At 65.5% G+C, this 18,850-nt stretch carries 16 protein-coding genes and 1 tRNA gene; 4 read left to right on the top strand and 13 right to left on the bottom strand.

Going from position 1 to position 18,850, the window contains the following annotated elements:
* Positions 1 to 70: 70 nt before the first annotated feature.
* On the bottom strand, positions 71 to 1,294 hold the full coding sequence (locus J3E61_RS24625; RefSeq protein ID WP_210085307.1) for a branched-chain amino acid ABC transporter substrate-binding protein: 1,224 nt from the start codon (positions 1,292 to 1,294) through the stop codon (positions 71 to 73).
* A 176-nt stretch (positions 1,295 to 1,470) separates the two neighbouring features.
* Positions 1,471 to 2,082 (bottom strand): response regulator, encoded by a 612-nt coding sequence (locus J3E61_RS24620; RefSeq protein WP_192720504.1) that lies wholly within the window; start codon positions 2,080 to 2,082, stop codon positions 1,471 to 1,473.
* Between the two features lie 77 nt (positions 2,083 to 2,159).
* Between J3E61_RS24620 and J3E61_RS24615 the strand changes: the two genes are divergently transcribed.
* Positions 2,160 to 2,233, top strand: a tRNA-Leu gene (locus J3E61_RS24615).
* A gap of 71 nt (positions 2,234 to 2,304) precedes the next feature.
* Here J3E61_RS24615 and J3E61_RS24610 read toward each other — a convergent pair.
* The 4 genes from J3E61_RS24610 to speB form a co-directional block, all read right to left on the bottom strand.
* Positions 2,305 to 2,715: a hypothetical protein gene (locus J3E61_RS24610; RefSeq protein WP_192720505.1), complete on the bottom strand. Its 411-nt coding sequence runs from the start codon at positions 2,713 to 2,715 to the stop codon at positions 2,305 to 2,307.
* A gap of 261 nt (positions 2,716 to 2,976) precedes the next feature.
* Positions 2,977 to 4,425 carry a sodium:solute symporter gene (locus J3E61_RS24605; RefSeq protein ID WP_210085306.1) on the bottom strand — a complete coding sequence of 483 codons (1,449 nt, stop codon included), beginning with the start codon at positions 4,423 to 4,425 and terminating at the stop codon, positions 2,977 to 2,979.
* A gap of 15 nt (positions 4,426 to 4,440) precedes the next feature.
* Positions 4,441 to 6,018, bottom strand: coding sequence for a 5-guanidino-2-oxopentanoate decarboxylase (locus J3E61_RS24600; protein ID WP_210085305.1), 1,578 nt, complete (start codon positions 6,016 to 6,018; stop codon positions 4,441 to 4,443).
* Complete coding sequence (gene speB, locus J3E61_RS24595; protein WP_210085304.1) at positions 6,015 to 6,959, bottom strand: agmatinase; 945 nt, start codon at positions 6,957 to 6,959, stop codon at positions 6,015 to 6,017. The genes J3E61_RS24600 and speB overlap by 4 nt, the downstream gene beginning before the upstream one ends.
* 82 nt (positions 6,960 to 7,041) lie before the next feature.
* Between speB and J3E61_RS24590 the strand changes: the two genes are divergently transcribed.
* A complete protein-coding gene (locus tag J3E61_RS24590) occupies positions 7,042 to 8,541 on the top strand; it encodes a PucR family transcriptional regulator (protein WP_210085303.1) in 1,500 nt (499 codons plus the stop codon).
* On the opposite strand, the gene J3E61_RS24585 is transcribed toward J3E61_RS24590, so the two are convergent.
* Complete coding sequence (locus J3E61_RS24585; RefSeq protein WP_210085302.1) at positions 8,538 to 10,493, bottom strand: cellulase family glycosylhydrolase; 1,956 nt, start codon at positions 10,491 to 10,493, stop codon at positions 8,538 to 8,540. The two genes, J3E61_RS24590 and J3E61_RS24585, sit on opposite strands and share 4 nt — an antisense overlap.
* Before the next feature lie 820 nt (positions 10,494 to 11,313).
* Here J3E61_RS24585 and J3E61_RS24580 point away from each other — a divergent pair.
* The gene (locus tag J3E61_RS24580; RefSeq protein ID WP_210085301.1) at positions 11,314 to 12,627 is read left to right on the top strand and encodes an adenylate/guanylate cyclase domain-containing protein; all 1,314 of its coding nucleotides are present in this window, start codon (positions 11,314 to 11,316) and stop codon (positions 12,625 to 12,627) included.
* Here the strand turns inward: J3E61_RS24580 and J3E61_RS24575 are convergent.
* Positions 12,569 to 13,384, bottom strand: a complete 816-nt coding sequence (locus J3E61_RS24575; RefSeq protein ID WP_210085300.1) for an alpha/beta hydrolase — start codon at positions 13,382 to 13,384, stop codon at positions 12,569 to 12,571. The genes J3E61_RS24580 and J3E61_RS24575 overlap by 59 nt on opposite strands.
* 29 nt (positions 13,385 to 13,413) lie before the next feature.
* Here J3E61_RS24575 and J3E61_RS24570 point away from each other — a divergent pair, with 29 nt between their 5' ends.
* Positions 13,414 to 14,013, top strand: coding sequence for a TetR/AcrR family transcriptional regulator (locus tag J3E61_RS24570; protein WP_210085299.1), 600 nt, complete (start codon positions 13,414 to 13,416; stop codon positions 14,011 to 14,013).
* On the opposite strand, the gene J3E61_RS24565 is transcribed toward J3E61_RS24570, so the two are convergent.
* From J3E61_RS24565 to J3E61_RS24545, 5 genes are read right to left on the bottom strand one after another with little or no spacing between them, the layout of a single operon-like run.
* On the bottom strand, positions 14,010 to 14,501 hold the full coding sequence (locus J3E61_RS24565; RefSeq protein WP_210085298.1) for a DNA starvation/stationary phase protection protein: 492 nt from the start codon (positions 14,499 to 14,501) through the stop codon (positions 14,010 to 14,012). The two genes, J3E61_RS24570 and J3E61_RS24565, sit on opposite strands and share 4 nt — an antisense overlap.
* A gap of 27 nt (positions 14,502 to 14,528) precedes the next feature.
* On the bottom strand, positions 14,529 to 16,280 hold the full coding sequence (locus J3E61_RS24560; protein ID WP_210085682.1) for a DUF2339 domain-containing protein: 1,752 nt from the start codon (positions 16,278 to 16,280) through the stop codon (positions 14,529 to 14,531).
* A gap of 53 nt (positions 16,281 to 16,333) precedes the next feature.
* Positions 16,334 to 16,996, bottom strand: a complete 663-nt coding sequence (locus J3E61_RS24555) for a response regulator transcription factor (RefSeq protein WP_210085297.1) — start codon at positions 16,994 to 16,996, stop codon at positions 16,334 to 16,336.
* A complete protein-coding gene (locus J3E61_RS24550) occupies positions 16,969 to 18,090 on the bottom strand; it encodes an ATP-binding protein (protein ID WP_210085296.1) in 1,122 nt (373 codons plus the stop codon). Before J3E61_RS24550 ends, J3E61_RS24555 begins: the two co-directional genes overlap by 28 nt.
* Complete coding sequence (locus J3E61_RS24545) at positions 18,090 to 18,842, bottom strand: ATP-binding cassette domain-containing protein (protein WP_192722333.1); 753 nt, start codon at positions 18,840 to 18,842, stop codon at positions 18,090 to 18,092. The genes J3E61_RS24550 and J3E61_RS24545 overlap by 1 nt, the downstream gene beginning before the upstream one ends.
* Positions 18,843 to 18,850 lie beyond the last annotated feature (8 nt).

The raw sequence follows: 18,850 nt of genomic DNA, 5'->3' as shown, positions 1-18,850 counted from the left end.
GGCAAGAAAACGTGTCCCTAGCGAAAACGCGTCCGAGCCTTTCGGTCTCGGACGCGCTTCGCTCGAGCGACTACTGAACCTTGAAGATCCAGATGAGGTTGGTGGTGAGCTCACCGGTTGGCGTCCACTGGTACTTACGCGCCGTCCCCTGGCCGTTGTAGTTCTTGACGAAGTCAAGCAGCGCGGGCCGGGTGATGGCGCCCGAGTCGATGCCCTTCACCAAGATGGTGCCGAGGTCATAGCCCTCCGCGCTGTAGGTGCCGGCGTCAGTGTTGAACTTCTTCTTGTACTCATCGGCGAACGAGCCTGTTGCCGGACCGCACGGGCAGGACAGAATCGCGCCCTTGGTCGCCTCGCCACCCTGCTTGACGTACTCGGGATCCTTGGTGCCGTCGGCCGAAACGAAGGTTCCGCTGAAGCCGCCGTCCTTGAGCTGCTGGGTCAGCGGCGCGGCTTCGGAGTAGTAGCCACCGTAGAACACCGCGTCGGGGCTGACGCCCTTGACCTGTGTCACCGCGGCGGAGAAGTCCTTGTCGCCCTTCTTCACCGAGATGTTGCATCCCGAATCAGCGATCGGGCCAAGCGTCTGACGCACCGCCGAGGCCAGACCGAGACCGTAGTCGGTGCTGTCGTCGATCACGCAGATCTTCTTGTAGCCCAACGTGTTTTTCAGATAGTTGGCGACCGCCGGGCCCTGAACGGCGTCGTTGGCCAGGCCGCGGAAGAACGTCTTCCACCCGTTCTCACTAAGCGTGGGGTTGGTCGCCGATGCCGTCGTCGCGACCAGGCCGGCCTGATCGAAGACGGTGCCGGTGGCCTTGGTCTCACCCGAGAACGCCGGGCCGACAAGGCCGATCGTGTACTGGTCGTCGACGATCTGGGGCGCGATCGCGGTGGCCTTCTGCGGATCGCCCTCGGTGTCGAACGGTTTGAGCTGCACCTGGCAGCCCGGGTTCGCGGCGTTGTGCTTGTCGATGGCCAGTTGCACGCCGTTCTTGATATTGATGCCCAGCGCAGCGTCGGGGCCGTTGAGCGCCCCCGCCATCGCGATCGACACCGGCGGGCAGGTGGCCTTGCCGTCTCCGGCGGGATCGGCTGGCGCAGCCGTCTGGTCGGACTTGACCTCCTTGCCCTGCTCGTCGATCTGCACCTGCTCGACGATCTTCAGATCGGTCTGCGCTGTGCCCCCTTCTTCCGGCTTGGACTGGTTGCAGCCGGCGAGCCCCATCGAGCCGAGCACAACCAAACCCGCACTACCGAGAGCAAATACATTCCGCGCCACGCGTCCGCGCACACTTCACCTCCGAGTCAATGTTTTCGTCGGCATCGGCACACCAGCCCTCCTCTGCCGGGGCGGCGATGCTTCGGGACGACCATAGCCAACGGGAACCCATGCCGCGTGATGTTGGAAAACGCACACCGCTGACCGGCCGTAAAAACGCTGTCAACGGCGCGTCGGAAACCCAGTATTTACGCCTTCTCCGGCGTATCGAGGGTTTCCAGCACCACTTCTGCGACACGCTTCATCGTGGTTCGGCGATCCATCGCGGCGCGCTGAATCCATTTGAACGCCTCGGGCTCCGACATGCCCTGCTTTTCCTGCAGCAAACCCTTTGCGCGTTCGACCAGCTTGCGGGTCTCCAGCCGGTCCGACAGCGTCGCGACTTCCTTTTCCAGCGCGGCGATCTCGCTGAACCGGCTGACCGCCACCTCGATGGCCGGGATCAGGTCGGTGATGTTGAAGGGCTTGACGAGGTACGCCATCGCACCGGCGTCGCGGGCGCGCTCCACCAGATCGCGTTGGCTGAACGCGGTCAGAATGACGATCGGCGCAATTCGCTTGCTGGCGATCTCGGATGCGGCGTCGATGCCGTCGCGGCGCGGCATCTTGACGTCCATGATGACGAGATCGGGCCGCAGGCGTTCGGCCAGATCGACCGCTTCCTGGCCGTCGCCGGCCTCGCCAACGATCTCGTAGCCTTCTTCGCGCAGCATCTCGGCCAAGTCCAGCCGGATGAGCGCCTCATCTTCAGCGACGAGAACGCGGTGCGGCTTGTCGGCGTTGGGAGGTGACGCGGTCATGGCACACATTGTGGCGGTACCACGCCCGATCAGCGACCGGGGGGCATCCTCTATGGTGGTAAGCCGCGGTAAGACAAGCCCTCGTATCCCAACTGGCAGAGGAAACGGATTCAAAACCCGTCCAGTGTGAGTTCGAATCTCACCGAGGGCACAAATGAGAGGGAGCCTCGCGGGCCCTCGAAGAACCCGCGAGGCTCTCACCCTCGACTTCTTGGTGCTGCGTTAGCCGCCAATGCCCAGCAGATGACCACCGGGAGCCAGCCCAGCGAGGCTGCCGCCGCCGAGGTTCAGGATGCCCTGGTTACCGGTGCCGCCGTTGAGGAGGCCCTGGTTACCAGTGCCTTGGTTGCCGATCCCCTGATTCAGGGTCCCGCCGTTGAGCACTCCTTGGTTCGCGGTGCCGTTGTTGAGGATGCCGACGTTGCCGATGCCCGAGTTCAGGATTCCGCCGTTCAGGCCGCCACTGTTGCCGATACCGACATTGGGGCCGCTGTTGAGGATGCCGTTGGTGCAGACCAGGCCTTGGATGCCCAGCAAGCAGGCGGCGCTGGATGTAGCAGGAACAGCCAGTGCGATGGCGCTGGCGCCGGCTAGCGAACAACCGAAGATGACGAGTGGACGAAGAGCTGGCATGTTTTTCCCCTTAGCCAGAGCCGATGGTTGACGAACAACAGGTTAGCTTGCCAAGCATCGTTTGAGAAGCACCTGGCAAACATTACTGGCTATCAATTCACTGGAGATACAGTCCAACTACGCGGAAAAGCCATCAAGCATGGCAAACAGCAAAATTGACGCAACTGGTGAATTGACGCTGGGCGTTGTCATCTGCGCGGCGCGAGCGAAATTTTGCTGCAGCGCACGGCCAGTTAGCGGTGATGTCATGTATCAGCAAATCTACGAAACCGGAGCTGGTGCGTTTTCGACGTCCTGCGCGCGGCTGCGGCGGTCCCACTCCGCGAGCACGGCGGGAGCTGTTGGCGGGGTGGCGAGACTGCCGACGACGAAGACCACCAGGCCTGAGGCCAAGCCCCAGAAAATCGGCTCGTTGGCGTAGATGTCGCCCACATAGATCATCGTCGCCAACGTCACCACGGTGCCGACGGCCATGGCCGCAACGGCCCCGACGTTCGTGCCGCGGCGCCAGATCAATCCGCCGAGGATGGGCACCAAAAGACCGCCGACGAGGATGTCGTAGGCCACGGTCAGCGCGGCGACCACGTCCTGCAGCACGCACGCGATGATCACCATCACGATGCCGAAGCCGAAAACATAGAACCGGTTGTTGCGGATGTGGTCGTGCTCGCTGCCGCCCTCGATGTCGCGGTGCCGCAGCCGAGCCACGATGTCCTGACTGAACACGGTCGCCGTGGCGATCAGCGCGCCACTGGAGGTCGACATCACCGCAGCGAGCGCGGCAGCCAGGACCAAACCGGCCAGCACCGGCGGCAACTGCTGCTCGACGAATTGCGCGAATGCGTCGTCACGGGACTCCAGCGCGGGCAGCAGCACCTTGGCCGCCATGCCGATCACCGCGCCAGCCACCGCATACAACAGGCAGTACACCCCCGAGGCCGCCCCCGCCCAGCGCGCGACTCCCGGGCTGCGTGCCGTGAACACCCGCTGCCAGATGTCCTGACCGATCAGCAGGCCGAACGTATAGATGACGAAGTACGTCAGGATGGTGTCTCCGCCGATCGTCGTCAACGACGTAGCGTCGGCAGGCAGTTTGTCGGCCAGCCCGGAGATGCCACCCGTCCTGTACAGCGCGATCGGCAACAGGATGAAGAAGATGCCGACGGTCTTGACCAGGAACTGCACAAAGTCGGTCAGCGTGATCGACCACATGCCACCCAGCGTGGAGTAGATGATCACCACGCTGCCGCCGAGGATGATGGCCGGCACCTTGCCGATATCGAAGAGCGCCCCGAAGATCGTCGAATACGCGATCGTTGACGTCACCGACAGCATCAGGGTGTAGCCCCACATCACGATGCCGGAGAGCACGGAAGATCCTGGGCCATAACGCAATTCGAGCATCTGACTGACGGTGTAGACGCGCAGCCGCTGAATCCGGCCAGCGAACAGCAGGCTGAGCGCCAGGATGCCGACACCGATCCAGAACACCAGCCACATTCCTGAGATGCCGTATTTGTAGCCGAGGCCGACCCCGCCGATCGTGGATGCGCCGCCAAGCACGATCGCGGCCATGGTGCCGGAGTACAGCAATGGTCCGAGCCGCCGGCCGGCGACCAGGAAATCGGATTGCGTTTTGGCCCTGGTCTTTCCCCAGAAGCCGAACGCGATCATTCCGAGCAGGTAGACGACGACAATCGCTACATCCATGATTCCGTTGTCCTTTCAGCGCATGTCGAAGTGGATGAGGGTCGGGCCGTCGGCGTCGAACGCGTCGCGGACCAAGTCGGTGAGGTCGGCGGCCGACGTAGTCCGCGCGCCGCGAGCACCCATCGCGACCGCGAGCGCGGCAAAATCCGGGGTGCGCAAGTCGACGCCGATCGGCGGGATGTCGCGAGCCGTCTCCTGGTCGCGGATTTCCCGATAGCCGCCGTTGTCGACCACGACAACCGGCACCGAGAGTCTTTGCTCGACAAGCGTTATCAACTCCTGGACCGAGAACATCAGCGCGCCATCGCCGAGCAGCACGACCACCGGCGTTCCCGGCTTGGCTAGCGCGGCCCCGACGCCGGCGGGCAGTCCGTAGCCCAGCGTCGCGAAACCGGGCGAATAGCAGAACCGCCGTGGCGCAGGCATGTCGAAGAAGTGCACCGAGCCGAAGTAGGTGACTTGTGAGCTGTCGCCGGTGAGCACGCCATCGACGGGGAGCGCCGCACGGACCGCGGCATTGATCTCGGCATAGGGGCCCGCGTCCTTGTCCGCCTCTGCACGGCATGCCGCCCGCAGCGCGGCAGCCCGCTCACCGGAGAACGACCGGTCTGCGGGCAGCGCCGCACGAAGGGCAGCGACGGTGGCGGCCGCGTCACCGAGCAGCACGATGTCGGCCCGGCAGTTCTTGTTGAGCTGGGCCGGGTCGATATCGCAACGGATCACGGTGCGACCGCGAATCTGGCCTTCCCACAGGTCCGAATCGCCGAGTTCGGTGCCGACCACCAGCAGCGCGTCGCTGTCCGCAGCAGCCTTCTGCAGGGCACGCAACCGGATCGACGCGCCGACCGACAGTGGATGCCCCTCGTCGACCACACCCTTGCCGTTGACCGTGGTGGCCACCGGTGCACCGATCGCCTCGGCCAGCGCCGTCAATCCGGCCTGCGCGTCGACGGATCCCCCACCGGCAATGATCACCGGCTGCGACGCGCGGGCGAGGACGTCGGCCGCGCGGGATAACGCACCCGGATCAACTTGGGGCGGAGCCACTTTCGCGGCCACACGCGGTTGGCCTGACCAACGCTCCTCCAACACGTCGACAGGAATTTCGATGTGCACCGGTCGCGGTCGGCCGCCGGTGAAGGATGCGAATGCGTCGCAAACCGCCTCGGCCGCTTCATCGGCGCCATGCACCCGCCGACTCCAGCGGACCAGCTGATCCATTGCGGCGCTCGTGTTTTTGGCCTCGTGCAATTGCCCCAGATCCTGGCCCTCGCTGCCGGTGGGCATGCCCGACGACACGATGAGCATCGGCTGCGATTCCGCGTATGCGGTCGCCGCGGCCGTCATCGTATTGGTCAGCCCGGGACCGCTGGTGGCGACGACCACGCTTGGCGTGCCCGTGACGCGGGCATACGCCTCGGCGGCGTACCCGGCGCCCTGCTCGTGACGTGGGGTGATCGCCCGAATTCCGGTCGCAGGGAAGTGACGATAGAGCTCGAGGTTGTGAGTGCCCGGGATGCCGAAGATCGTGTCGACACCGTGTGCGGCGAGGGTTTCCACGACCGCGGCGCCGCCGTTGCGATGCGCGGTCATGACTTCGCGAGCACAGATATCAGTTCGAACGCGACGTGCGCAGCGGCGATGCCGGTGATCTCGGCGTGGTCGTATGCGGGCGCGACCTCGACGATGTCGGCGCCAACCAGGTTGACTCCCACCAGGTTTCGCAGGCAGTGCAACAGCTCGCGGCTGGTCATTCCGCCGGCTTCCGGCGTCCCGGTCCCTGGCGCGTGGGCAGGATCGAGCACGTCGATGTCGACGGAGACGTAGACGGGCGCGTCGCCGAGGCGTGCCCGCATCCGCTCGATCACGGCGGCCAGGCCGTCGAGCTGAAAGTCGTCGGTGCCGATCACCTGGAAGCCGAGCACGTGGTCGTCGGTCAGATCGGTCGGTGCGTAGAGCGGGCCGCGAATCCCGACGTGCAGGCAGTGCTCCTTGTCGAGCAGGCCCTCCTCGCTCGCCCGCCGAAACGGCGTGCCGTGGGTGAACGGCGCGCCGAAGTAGGTGTCCCAGGTGTCGAGGTGGGCGTCGAAGTGCAGCACGGCGATTGGCCCGTGGTCGCGGTGCAGCGACCGCAGCAGGGGTAGCGCGATGGTGTGGTCGCCGCCGAGGGTGATCAGCTTCGTCCCGCCGTCGCGCAACTCGTCCGATGCCCGCTCGATCGTGGTGATCGCTTCGGCGATGTCGAACGGGTTGACAGCGATGTCGCCGGCGTCTGCCACCTGTTGAATCGCGAAGGGCTCGACGTCGAGTCGCGGGTGATAGGTGCGCAGCAGCTTGGACGCCGCGCGGATGTGCGCCGGGCCGAAGCGCGCACCCGGCCGGTAGGAAACCCCTGAGTCGAACGGGACGCCGACGACCGCGACGTCGGTGCGGGTGACTTCGTCGGTACGGGGCAGGCGTGCGAAGGTGGCCGGGCCCGCGAAGCGCGGTACGCGGGTGGCATCGACCGGTCCGATCGGGGGCACTGTTGTCATGCCCAGCAGGCTTCCCGAAATGCCCGCCGGCGGATATGGCCATTTTGTAGAGACTGGGCGGGCGCTGTTCGACGATATGTCCATGCTGACCGTCGCGGAACTCGTCGCAGATCCCGAACTCGGTCTCGAGCTGGTGGCCGGGCGGACCGGCGCCGATCGGGAGATCGAGGCGGCCGCTGTTTCCGAGCTAGTGCATCCGGGCCCGTGGCTGCAGGGCGGTGAGCTGCTGTTGACGATCGGGCTGTTGCTTCCAAAGTCCACCGCCGGCTGTCGTTCATATCTGGCGGAGTTGGATGCCGTCGGCGTGCAGGCCGTCGGGCTCGGACTCGGCGCCGAACTGCCCCACCAGCGGGCACCGGCGCGGCTGATCACCGCTGCCGACGAGATCGGCATGCCGCTGCTGACGGTCCCCGACCCGGTGCCGTTCATCGCCGTGACGAAGGCGGTGTTCGCCTACCGGGCGCGCGCCGAGCGCCAGGAGCTGGAATGGGCGTTGCAGACCCAGCGCGCGTTGACGGCCGCGGCCGTCACTCCGGGCGGATTGCCGGGCATCCTTGCCGCGCACCACGAGACGACCGGCCGCTCGGGTGTGGTGATCGATTTGCTCGGCCGCGTACTCGCACAATCAGATGCAAGCGGCGAGCGCTTGGTAAGGCGGCTGTCGGGGCTGCTCGAATCGGTCCGCGATCAAGGCCTCAACGCCGCGGCCTCCGACATCAGCGAGGGCCGCAGACGCGAGCTGCACGCGCTGGGCGCCCGCAGGCTACGGGCCTGGCTGCTGATCGACGGACCCGCTGAACTGCCTGCGGCGCATCAGATTTCGGGCGATCTGGTATCACTGCTCTCCCTCGAACTGGAGCGCAGGCATGGGCTCAACACGACACAGCGCCGCGGCCGTGCCCAAATGCTCGACCGGTTGGCCCGAGGCACCGTCGATGACGTGGTGGCAGCGCGCTGGCTGACGTCGGTCGGGTTGCCCGACGCCGACCTGCAGGCCGCCGCTGTCGCCGCGCCGGACGACGCCGACGACTTGGCCGCCGACCTGCTGACCACTGTGCCTGACGCGCTGGTGCGGGTCGTCGGGGAGGTCGTCGAATTGGCCGTGCCACGCAACACCGATCTGCCGGGCGCACTGGCCACGTTGGCCGGGCACCACGCGGCGGGCATCGGCATCGCGGTGCGACCCGGCGCGTTGGTCGTCTCGCTGCGGCAGGCCCGCTCCGCGTTGCCCGCGAGCAGGGTGCAGGGCAGGCACATGCACGCCGAGGAGATCGCCAGCAGCCGCCTGCTGCTCAACACTGTTGGGGCACAACCTCTTCAGGCGTATGCCGATGCCGTGCTCGGCCCGCTCGACGCAACGGACCGATCCGATGAGCTACTGCGAGGATTGACCGCGTTCCTCGAACACAACGGGCACTGGGGTTCGGCCGCCACCGCACTGCGCGTACACCGGCACACCATGCGCAATCGCATCGCCGCGGTGGAACGACTAACCGGGCGGCGCATGGATTCCGCGCAGGACCGCCACGAGTTGTGGCTGGCACTACGGGCCCGCGACGCCGCCCGGATATCGTCCGACTAGCCGCCGGTCGACGCCGAAGCGTCTTCGCTGGCTGCGTGTTTCGGTGTGCCCGTGGTGGTCTTGGCGGTGTCGTCGCCGAGCTTGGTCTTGATCTCGTCGACCGACGTGCCGTTCTTGACCGAGCCCTCGGCGTGCTTGCCGGTGGCGGTCGTGCCGTCGGCGTCCTTGTTGGTTTCGCCGCCCGACTTCTTGTCGCCGTCCTTCTTGGTGTCGCCGCCCTTGGCCTCGTCCTCGTTCTCCTTGCGGTTGGCAGGAGTCGTGGCCTTGGGATCCTCGGGCGTCGTCGTGTCGTCGGTGGCCGCGGGCGTGTCCGTGGTCGCCGACTCCTCCTCCGAAGCCGGAGTCGTCGACTTCGGCTCGTCGCCCGTCGTCGCCTTCGGCTCATCGCCCGTCGACGCCTTCGGCTCGGTCGTCGACGTCTTCGGCTCGGTCGTCGACGCCGACGCTTCCTTGGTCGCAGGCGTCTGGACCGCGGCCAGCTTCTCGGTGACCGCGCCGGCGATACTCGACGTTGTCGTTGATTCCGTTGTCGGCGAAGCTGTTTCGAACGTTTCCGTCACTGCTTGCTGGGCAATCGCGGAGGTGTCAATCGCTTCGATTGTGGCCACGGCAGCAGTCGTCGTCGGCGGCTTCTTGAACGACGCCGCCCAGGCCGCGAGCGCGGCCGCCAAGGCGTTGCCGACTTGACTGCCGATCTTTTGCACCGTCTGTTGTACCGCAGGAACGACAGCGTTCTGTACCGTCGTCTGCACCGACGTGGCCACCTGCTGAACCAGTTTCTGCAGGGACGCCGCCAAGGCCTCCGCGAGATTGTTGGAATTCCTGGACGCAATCAGGTCCTTGATCCATTGGCCGGCCGGCTTCAGCTTCCACTCGCCGGTCGCCTCATCGAAGTAGTAGAGGCCGAAGGACCCCTGCTCGGTCATTTCCTGACCCAACCGGTCGCGCAGGCTGTAAATGAATGCCGGTCCGACCCAGTCCTTCCAGGTCGCCGCCAACTCCTGGTATTCGGCGGGCAATTGCGCCAATTGCGCATCGGTCAGCCCGTCGCCCCAGACGTTGAGGAAGTCACTGATGAACTTCAGCTGGTTCTGGTACGCCTGTGCCTGGTCGGCATTGAGCGACGTTGGCAGGCCGTATTCGGACGCCCAGATCTTCACCAGGTCGTCGCCGTTGGCCAGCATTGTCTGCCGCATCTTGAGCAGCATCTGCAGCGGCGAAATGAAACTGGGGTTCTGCTCGGCGAACGTCTTCGAGTAGTTGTACGGGTGGTAAGAGAGCGCGTCGAAGTAACCCTTTGCGCCGTTGGCGTACATGGTCTGCACAAAGGTCACCGGGTCCATCGTCAATCCACCCGCGGTAACGACCGCACCCAGCACGCCTGCGACAACGGTCGCGTTCGGATCGGAGGCCTTGATCGCGTTATATGCGGCCTTCAAAACATTGGTATAGGCGACCGGGTCGACCGCAGGCGACCAGCTCTTGTAGGAGTTCGGCTCATTCCACACCTCATAGGCCGAAATTTCGCCGTGGTATCGCTGCGCAACCTCGGCTGCGAAAGCCGCGAAATCCGCCGGATCAGGTGCCACACCCGGGCAACCCAGGCAGCCCGTGTTGTTTTGACCGCCGTAGTACGGCGTCGAGTTGAGCACGCCCAAAACCGAGAAACCGCGATCGGTCGCCTCCTGAATGATGCGATCCATCTTGGTCCAGTTCGGCGGGTAGAGCTGCTCCAACGCCGACCCCGGCTCGGCGGGCTTGATCGCGGCCCACGGGACGATAACCCGGACGGTGTTGACGCCCAACGCCTGCATCTCATCGAAACGCGCTTCAATTTCGGCATCCGACGCGTTGTACAAATCCGAGTCGGCGATGCCGATCGTGTCCGACTCTTCCTTGATGACCGCCGTTTCAACGATGCGGTAGCTCGCCGCGCTAACCGCCCGCGGCATTGGCGAGGTGGGAGTGAGCAAATTTGTGACGTATGCACACAAGATCGCGACCGGTACTGCGGCAATCAAGGTGAATATCCCATATCGCCGCATACGGCGACTCATGGCCCGACTCATAGCCACTCCCGGTTGAGTTGTCAGTACGGAGACTTCCCGCAAGTTGTGTCGACTCAAATTAACCTATCCGGTAGTAAATCGCGCAACCAATGAAAAAGAACTTTTGGTCTGAAAAGTGTGGCGGCCCAAGACATCTTCCCCGGTGTGCCGAAGGCGAACAGCGCAGGCACATCATTGCTGCGCGCCAATGTGCGGATTTAGCAAACGCGATATTTCGACGGTTGTTAGACGGCAAAACGGCGGCATTGCTGTCCCAAACCTGGGAATATCCTGGTAATCACGGTATCGTCACGAACCAATTACTGGCGACCAGATGGCGAACCTTGGCTTCGACGGTTTGCGACGACCTTAGCAAGCAACTTTTTGGTTGATCTTGTTCCGGATCGCCACACCAATTCCGTGCCGCGGGTCGACAACCGCCGTTCGCTTTTTGGACATCGACACCATCCGGAGCGAACCGCTACTACGCGAGTCCGCATGCGTCACGTGATGATCCGGCGACGGCGCCATCCGCCGCGCCAGTGCCCCTAACCCCTCGCCGCAATGTCCGTGGAAACAATGGCGTCGACTTTGGCGAGCGGCAAATGCCCACTGCCGAGGCACGCCGCGCATCGGAACGCCTAGGCAAAACGAGGACGAGCGATCGCTCAGGGGAAGCCACGAATCCCCAGGTCGAGAAGCACGTGGGCGTTACGCTTTGACCGTGGTGGTCAAGGTCCGCCCCGTCTGCGTGCCCGAAGTCGCGCTGGAAAGCCGAATCCCGGCGCGCACGCGCCACTACGCCGAGACCGTGGCGCGTCATCTGCGGGTGCTGACGGTGACCACCCGCATCGGCGCGGCCGTCAGCCTGTTCTTCGGCGTCCAGGGCCTGGTCGTCGGCCAGGACGTGGTGTGGATCGCGCTGCTGAATGTGGCAAGCGGTTTGGTCTTCCTGCTGATCCCGCTGTTGTACAAGTTCGGCGAACTCGTTGCCCCGCTGGTGTTTTACTTCGTCGCGTACGCGACGATCACGGTGGTCTGCTGGCATCTCGGCACCGGCTCCGGCATGCCGCTGTACTACCTGCTCAGCGCGGCGCTGATGGTGCTGATTCTCGGCGTCGACCACCTTGTTCTCACGTCGGCGCTGGCGGCCCTCGGCGCCGCAACCGTCATCGCGCTCGAGGTCTTCGTTCCGTATAACACTGGCGTACAACCTGATTGGGCGTTTCGGCTGGGCTTCTTCCTGACGGTGGTTTCCGCGTTCGTGATGATCGTCGCGGTGGCCTGGTACGCGCTGCGCGAAACGCGTCGCGCCCGGTTGGCGATGGAGGCGGAATACGAGCGGTCCGAACGACTGCTCACCAACATCCTGCCTGCCACGGTCGCCCAGCGGCTGAAAGACCCGTCACGCAACATCATCGCCGACAAGTACGACGATGCCTCGATCCTGTTCGCCGATATCGCCGGCTACACGAAGCGCGCGAGCGACACTCCCCCTGGCGATTTGGTGCGCTTCCTCGATCGCCTCTACACCGACCTGGATGCACTGGTCGACCGCCATGGTCTGGAGAAGGTGAAAACCAGCGGCGACTCCTACATGGTGGTCAGCGGCGTGCCCGAGCCGCGTCCCGATCACATCGAGGCGCTGGCCTGTCTCGCCCTTGACATGGCCGAGGCAGTGGCCGATCTGAAAGACCCGCAGGGACGCGAGGTGCCGTTTCGCATCGGCCTCGCGGCGGGCCCCGTGGTCGCCGGCGTCGTCGGCGCCCGAAAGTTCTTCTACGACGTCTGGGGCGACGCGGTCAACGTCGCGGCACGGATGGAGACCACCGATGTCGAGGGCCGCATTCAGGTGCCACAAGACGTCTATGAACGGCTCAACCACGCGTTCCTGCTCGAGGAACGCGGCGAGGTCGAGGTCAAGGGCAAGGGCGTGATGACCACGTGGTACCTGGTCGGGCGTCGCAACGATGAGGCCATCAAGACCTCTGTCGAGCGACACGCGGCCGAGCCAGCAGGTCCAGCAGCGCAGCGGTGACCTCGTCCGGGCGCTCTTCCATGATGTAGTGATCGCCGCCGGCCAGTCGGGTCAGCGTTGCGCCAGGGATACGGTCGGCCAGCTCGCGCGCGGTGGAAAACGGGATATACCGGTCGCGATCACCCCAGATGACCGCCGTGGGGCAGTCCATCTGCCCAAGCCCTGCGGCCAGACCGGGCACGGCCGGCACGTGGTAGTTGGTGAAGAAGTCGACGAAGGTCTGCCTGCCGCGGGGCGTGTCCAGCCAGCCGAGGTACTCGTCTTCAAGGCGCTCGTCGAAGCAGCCCATCACACGGTACGGGCGTAGTGCGACATGGTGCAGCCGTCGCAGCGGCAGCCGTCGCAGCAGCGCGGGCGCATGGCACGCGACCCAGTGTTGGCCCTGCGAGAAGCGATAGAACCAGGGCCGAAAGATGTTGTGCGCGCGCGTGTTCAGCAGAGCCAGTCGCAGCACGCGCTCCGGATGGCGTTGCGCGTAGCCAAGGCCGAGAAAGCCACCGTAGTCATGCGCGACGAGGTTGAAGCGGTCCAAACCGAAGGAGTCGGCCAGCGCGCCGATCCGCTCGACCTCGGCGTCGTAGGTGGGCGGAGTGTCCGGCGGTTCCGCGCGCCCGAAGCCGGGCCAATCGGTCGCGACGACGCGGTAGTGCTCGGCAAGGGCGGGGATCTGGTATCGCCAGCAGGATGCACTCTGCGGATATCCGTGCAACAGCAGCACGGGTTCGCCCGCGCCGATGTCGACAGGCGGCGGCTTCATTTTATTCAAAATAGTATAAAATTTGCTCCGTGCCTAGACGCCGCGGCAGGCCCAGGAACTACGACCCGCACGCTGCAATGCGACACGCTCGGGACACGTTCTGGCGCGCAGGCTATGCAGGCACTTCGCTCGAGAATCTGTCTGCAGGCATGGCCATGAACCGCCCGAGCATCTATGCGGCGTTCGGCGACAAGCGTTCGCTGTATTTGCGGGCCATCAGTGAGTATGCGGACATGAGCTGCGACTGGCTGGCGACGGCGCTGGCAAGGCCGCGACCGTTGCGCGACGGATTGGGCGCGGTGTACCGGTACGCCCGCGACTTCTACCTGGCCGGCGACGAATCGCCGCGCGGCTGCTTCCTGCTCGGGACGGCCGTCACCGAGGCCTGCCAGGACGCGGAGGTGCGAGCCATCGTCGAGGCCACGCTGGCGTCCTTCACCGCCACGTTCGCCGAACGATTCGAGCGCGCCGAGCGAGAAGGGGAGCTGTCCCCACACCCGCCCGACGCGCTCGCACACATCGCCACGGCAACGTTGAACACACTGTCGGTGCGCGCCCGAACCGGAGCACCCACTGCAGTCCTCGACGCGCTGATCGGCGCCACCGTGGACGTGATCTGCGTCGACTAGACCTTCCGATTCTCCGACTTGATCAACCAGGCCAACTTCTCCAGACCATCGATCAGCTGATGCAAGATGTCGGCACTGCTGGGATCCTCGGCATCGACGGCGTCGTGCACGGCGCGGATCGTGTCGACCGTCGCGTAGATCCGCCCGGTGATCAGGTCGACGACCTCGGTGGTGGACTGCTCGAAGGCCGGGAACTGCGGAAGCGTGGTGCTTGCCGCGACGGTGTCGGACCGGCCGTCCGGCACCGCGTCCAGTGCCCGCATCCGCTCGGCGACGGTGTCGCTGGCTTCGCGGGCGAAGTCGACGAGTTCGTCGAGTTGCAGGTGGAGGTCACGGAAATTGGTGCCGACGACGTTCCAGTGGGCCTGCTTGCCTTGCAGATGAAGTTCGATCAGATCGACCAGCACCCGCTGCAGATTGGCGCTCAGCTCCGGTGATGCCTGAAAATTCTGTACTTCTGCTTCTGTGCGACGTGTTGTGGTACCCATGCCTAGGTCAACGCCGAGTTTCTGGAATCATTCCAAATTAGCGCGGTCTTGTTTCTCCAGCAGTCGCGCATAGCCGGCGCCCATGCCCAGCAGGACCAATCCCGCGACGATGAACACCGCGACGCGGAAGATGCCGTCGAGCGTGCCGAGGTCGAACAGGAACAGTTTGGCCATGGCCGCGGCCACGAGCGCCATTCCCGCACCGATCGGCATCGGCCGCTCCGCCTTGGTCAGGCGCGCGGCGTAGCCGAACACCGCGGCGGCCATGGCGATCCAGCAGATCGTCGCCGCCATGTGGCCGGCGAAGAAGCCGCCGCCCTCTCCCCCGATCAGCACGCCTGCGGTCACCGTGAATGCGGTGACGGCATAGCTGATCACCGCGGCCGCCATCGCCCAGACGCCTGCTTCGGACTTCGAAGACCATGCGAGCGTGACCGCGCACGCCGCCAGCAAGACGCTGGCGATCAGCGTGGAAACGCTTGCCGCTGTTGTGGTTTCGGTCGCCGCGAGCAGTGCGCTCGGCGGCGCGTAGGCAAGAAAGACGACACCGCCGACGACGCCGAACCCGACCGCGACCCACCCGGCGATCTCGTCGCGACGACCCGCGACGGCGACCACCACGGCCAACGCCAGCAGCACCGGTCCCGCGATGTACCCGTCGAACGCCACCGTCACAGCGACCATTGCCGACACCGCCGAAAGGGCGGACCAGATGGACCGCACCACACCCGTCACGCCGGGCGGGGCGATCAGGACGATCGCGAGCATCGCCGCGGCAAACGCGGCCACCATCAATGCCGCCACCACTTTGTCGATCGCCAGCGATACCCCCAACAGCGGCACCGCGCCGGCCGTGGTCAGCAGCGCCATCGCGGCACGATTTGCCGTGCGCGACAACAGAATCAGCGCGCCGACGACGGCAAGCACCGCGCCGATGGCGCACGCGCCTGCCAGCCAGAGGTCGCGCCCGGCGGCGAAATGAGCGCCTGCCAATGCGACGAGTAGCGGGAAGGTAGGGGCCGCCGTGCGGGCGGCGTGCATCCAGATCCAGTCCTTCCCGAGTTGAACCGGCAGACAGGCCGCCGACAGCGCCAGCATGAACCCGACGAGCAACAGCGTGACGCCATCGGTGACCACCGGCGCGAGGAAGATGAGCGGCACCAGCACCAGCAGGCCGAGATGCTGCGAATCCCAGCGGCGCGCCAAGGTCAACCCGCCGCCGCCGATGCCGGCGGCGATGACCAGCCCGGCGGCCGCGGGCACCCAGTGATAGATCGTCGTGACAGCGATGACGTCCATGTAGGCGGCCGCAAGACCCGTGGCGGCTAAAGCGATCGCGCCGACCCGCCCACCGGGCCTGGCCGACAGCCACCACCCCGCAGCCACCAGACCGCCGGCGAGCGCGGCACCGCCGCCGACGCGGAACTCCGGACGAAGGAGGCCCGCCTGTGCCGCCAGCACCAGCAACAGGACGACGCCGATCAGCGTCACGGCGACACCGGCGACCGCGAGGACCTTGCCGATCCAGCCCTCAGACCGTTCCTCTGGAGGCTTCGGCGCCGCCGGCGGCCGAACGTATGCGGGTCGGGCTGGCTGCGGGTAGTGCGGCGGGTAAGGCATGGGCTGCCAGTACGGCACCGCGGGAGGGACGTAGGGCTGCGGCTGTCCCGACAGTTGGCGGTCGAGTTCGGTCAGATCCGCGGACATCCTGGCCAACTGCTGCGTCATCGCGGCGAAGTCCGCCGACAACCGGGAGATGACGGCGCGCGGTTCGGTCATGTCGGTCATATCGACGATCGTCCCAACGCGCACACGAAAGCGGATGAGTAGGACTACTCGTCGGAGTCCAGACCGTGTTCTATCGCATACCGCGCGAGCTCGACCCGATTGGCCACCTGCAGCTTACGAAACGTAGCCTGCACGTGGTTTTCGACGGTGCGGTGGCTCAGCGAAAGCCGCGCCGCGATCTGCTTGGCAGTCAACCCTTTCGCGACGTGACGCAGTATCTCGGTTTCGCGGTCGGTCAGGCTCGGCGTTTCGGGTCCGCTGCCGGGTGCCTGCGCGATGCGCCGGTACTCCCCCAATACCAGGCCCGCCAACCCCGGCGTGAACACCGCGCGCCCCTCGGCGGCCGCCCGCACCGCAGCGCCGAGTTCCTGCTTCGACGCGCTCTTGACGAGATAGCCTGTGGCACCGGCTTTTACCGCCTCCAGGACATCGTCGCGCTCGTCGGAGGCCGAGAGGACCAGGATGCGCGACGACGGGGAAACCACAAGCACCTCCGCGGTGGCCTTGGCACCGTCGCCGTCGGACAATCGCATGTCCATCACGACTACATCAGGATGCACGACAGCAGCGCGTCTGCGCGCCGTGGCCACGCCGTCCGCCGTGGCCACCACGTTGAAGCCGTCCTCGGTGAGGTCGCGGGCCACCGCGTCACGCCAGATCGGATGGTCGTCGACCACCATCACCGTCGGGGTACCGTCAGCTCCCATTCCGTCCCACCTCCGGGCGAGGTGTTCAGCTTCGCGCTACCACCTAGCCAATTCATCCGTCCCACAATTGATTTGGCCACGCCCACGCGGCCCTCAGCGACCGCTTCCGCCAGCCTGCCCTCGGCAATGCCGACGCCGTCGTCGCGGATGCTGACGGCGACCGAGTCCCCGAGGTCTTCCAGCAGCACGTAGGCGCGCGCCTCCGGCCCGGCGTGTGACGCGGCATTGTCCAAACAGTTGGCCGCCGCTGCGTATAGCTCGTCTGCGGTTGCGGAGTCGAGCAGCACCGGATCAGCAGGCACGCTGACCGACACCCGGTCTGATGCTCGCCGCCGCAACAGCGCGCCGAGATCGGCCATCGCACCTGCCCGCGGTTCGGTGTCGGACGAGCTGACCAGTCGACGCAGGGCGCGCTCCTGCTCTCCGGCCAGCTCGGCCAATTCCGCTGTCTCACCGCCAATTTCGCGGCCACGACGGGATACCAGCGCGAGCACCTGGATCGCCCCGTCATGCACCTGACGCGACAGCCGATCCCGCTCCTGTTGCGAGGCTGCCAGCCGGGTGGCTCGTTCCAGCTCCGCGTGGGCACGTCTGGCCGTTTGCGCCGCCATCCCGACCGCGAGACCAACGGCCAGTTCGATGACGATGGTCGCGTTGCGGCCCAGGTCGTAGTTGATGAAGCCTTTCACCACCGTGCTGGCGATCATCACCACCACGCCGGTGAGCATGCCGGGGATCGGGCCAAGCAGGACCGCCGCCGAGATGGTTGCGTTGGTCGCCCACAAGGTTGTCGGCCACGACTGATTGTCCAGTGCCCACTGGTCGGACGCGACGAACTCGGTCGACAGCACCAGCGCAGTCACCACTGCGATCTCCGTCAACACCCACGCTGGCCTGCGGCCGAACCCCTGCAGATACGCTGCCGCGCAGGCCGCGCTCCAGCCGATCAGGACGGCGAACAGCAGCCATCCGACCGCTGGATGGTCGAGCTCTGGGTTGATGGCGATTTGGAAGCCCAGCGCGTAAAGGCAACTCAGCAGCCGGAATACCTGAGCGGCCCGCCACAGCGGGGTGGCCGGATCCGGGTGCGCCACTACAGCACCTTGGATAAAAACGCTTTCGTGCGTTCGTGTTGTGGCTTGCTGAGCACTTCGCGCGGCGGCCCGCTCTCAACGACAACGCCGCCGTCCATGAACACCAGTTGGTCGGCGACCTCCCGGGCAAAGCCCATCTCGTGGGTGACGACCACCATTGTCATGCCTTCTTGCGCAAGCTTTTTCATCACGCCGAGGACCTCGCCGACCAGCTCAGGATCCAGCGCGGAGGTGGGCTCGTCGAACAGCATGAGCTTGGGATTCATCGCCAGCGCCCGCGCGATCGCGACCCGCTGCTGCTGCCCGCCCGACAACTGCGCCGGGTAAGCGCCTGCCTTCTCCCCCATGCCAACCTGATCCAGGAGATCACGGGCCCGGGCGACGGCCTCGGACTTCTTGACCCCCTTGACATGAATCGGTGCCTCGATGATGTTCTCCAGCGCCGTCCGATGCGGGAACAGGTTGAAATGCTGGAACACCATGCCGATGTCGCGGCGCTGCTTGGCGGCGTCACGGGGTGACATCTCGAGCAGCTTGTTGCCCCGGTCGCGGTAGCCGATCAACTCGCCGTCGACGTACAGTCGGCCCGCATTGACCTGCTCCAGATGGTTGATACAGCGCAGGAACGTCGATTTTCCGGACCCGGACGGGCCGACCATGACGAGCACTTGGCCCCTGCCTACCTCCAGCGTTATCCCCTTCAGGACGTTCAGCGCGCCGAAGCTCTTGCAGACCTGTTCGGCCTTCACCATCGGCGGGG

The sequence above is a fragment of the Mycobacterium sp. OAE908 genome (assembly GCF_017872775.1).
Taxonomy (GTDB): domain Bacteria; phylum Actinomycetota; class Actinomycetes; order Mycobacteriales; family Mycobacteriaceae; genus Mycobacterium.
Note: the sequence above shows the minus strand (reverse complement) of the source record. Positions and strands in the feature narration are given on the sequence as shown.

Excerpts from the sequence above, each read along its gene's own strand:
- J3E61_RS24620 (WP_192720504.1), bottom strand. The coding sequence starts at position 2,082 with ATGACCGCGTCACCTCCCAACGCCGACAAGCCGCACCGCGTTCTCGTC.
- J3E61_RS24610 (WP_192720505.1), bottom strand. The coding sequence starts at position 2,715 with ATGCCAGCTCTTCGTCCACTCGTCATCTTCGGTTGTTCGCTAGCCGGC.
- J3E61_RS24605 (WP_210085306.1), bottom strand. The coding sequence starts at position 4,425 with ATGGATGTAGCGATTGTCGTCGTCTACCTGCTCGGAATGATCGCGTTC.
- J3E61_RS24600 (WP_210085305.1), bottom strand. The coding sequence starts at position 6,018 with ATGACCGCGCATCGCAACGGCGGCGCCGCGGTCGTGGAAACCCTCGCC.
- speB (WP_210085304.1), bottom strand. The coding sequence starts at position 6,959 with ATGACAACAGTGCCCCCGATCGGACCGGTCGATGCCACCCGCGTACCG.
- J3E61_RS24590 (WP_210085303.1), top strand. The coding sequence starts at position 7,042 with ATGCTGACCGTCGCGGAACTCGTCGCAGATCCCGAACTCGGTCTCGAG.
- J3E61_RS24585 (WP_210085302.1), bottom strand. The coding sequence starts at position 10,493 with ATGCCGCGGGCGGTTAGCGCGGCGAGCTACCGCATCGTTGAAACGGCG.
- J3E61_RS24575 (WP_210085300.1), bottom strand. The coding sequence starts at position 13,384 with ATGAAGCCGCCGCCTGTCGACATCGGCGCGGGCGAACCCGTGCTGCTG.
- J3E61_RS24565 (WP_210085298.1), bottom strand. The coding sequence starts at position 14,501 with ATGGGTACCACAACACGTCGCACAGAAGCAGAAGTACAGAATTTTCAG.
- J3E61_RS24560 (WP_210085682.1), bottom strand. The coding sequence starts at position 16,280 with ATGACCGAACCGCGCGCCGTCATCTCCCGGTTGTCGGCGGACTTCGCC.
- J3E61_RS24555 (WP_210085297.1), bottom strand. The coding sequence starts at position 16,996 with ATGGGAGCTGACGGTACCCCGACGGTGATGGTGGTCGACGACCATCCG.
- J3E61_RS24545 (WP_192722333.1), bottom strand. The coding sequence starts at position 18,842 with ATGGTGAAGGCCGAACAGGTCTGCAAGAGCTTCGGCGCGCTGAACGTC.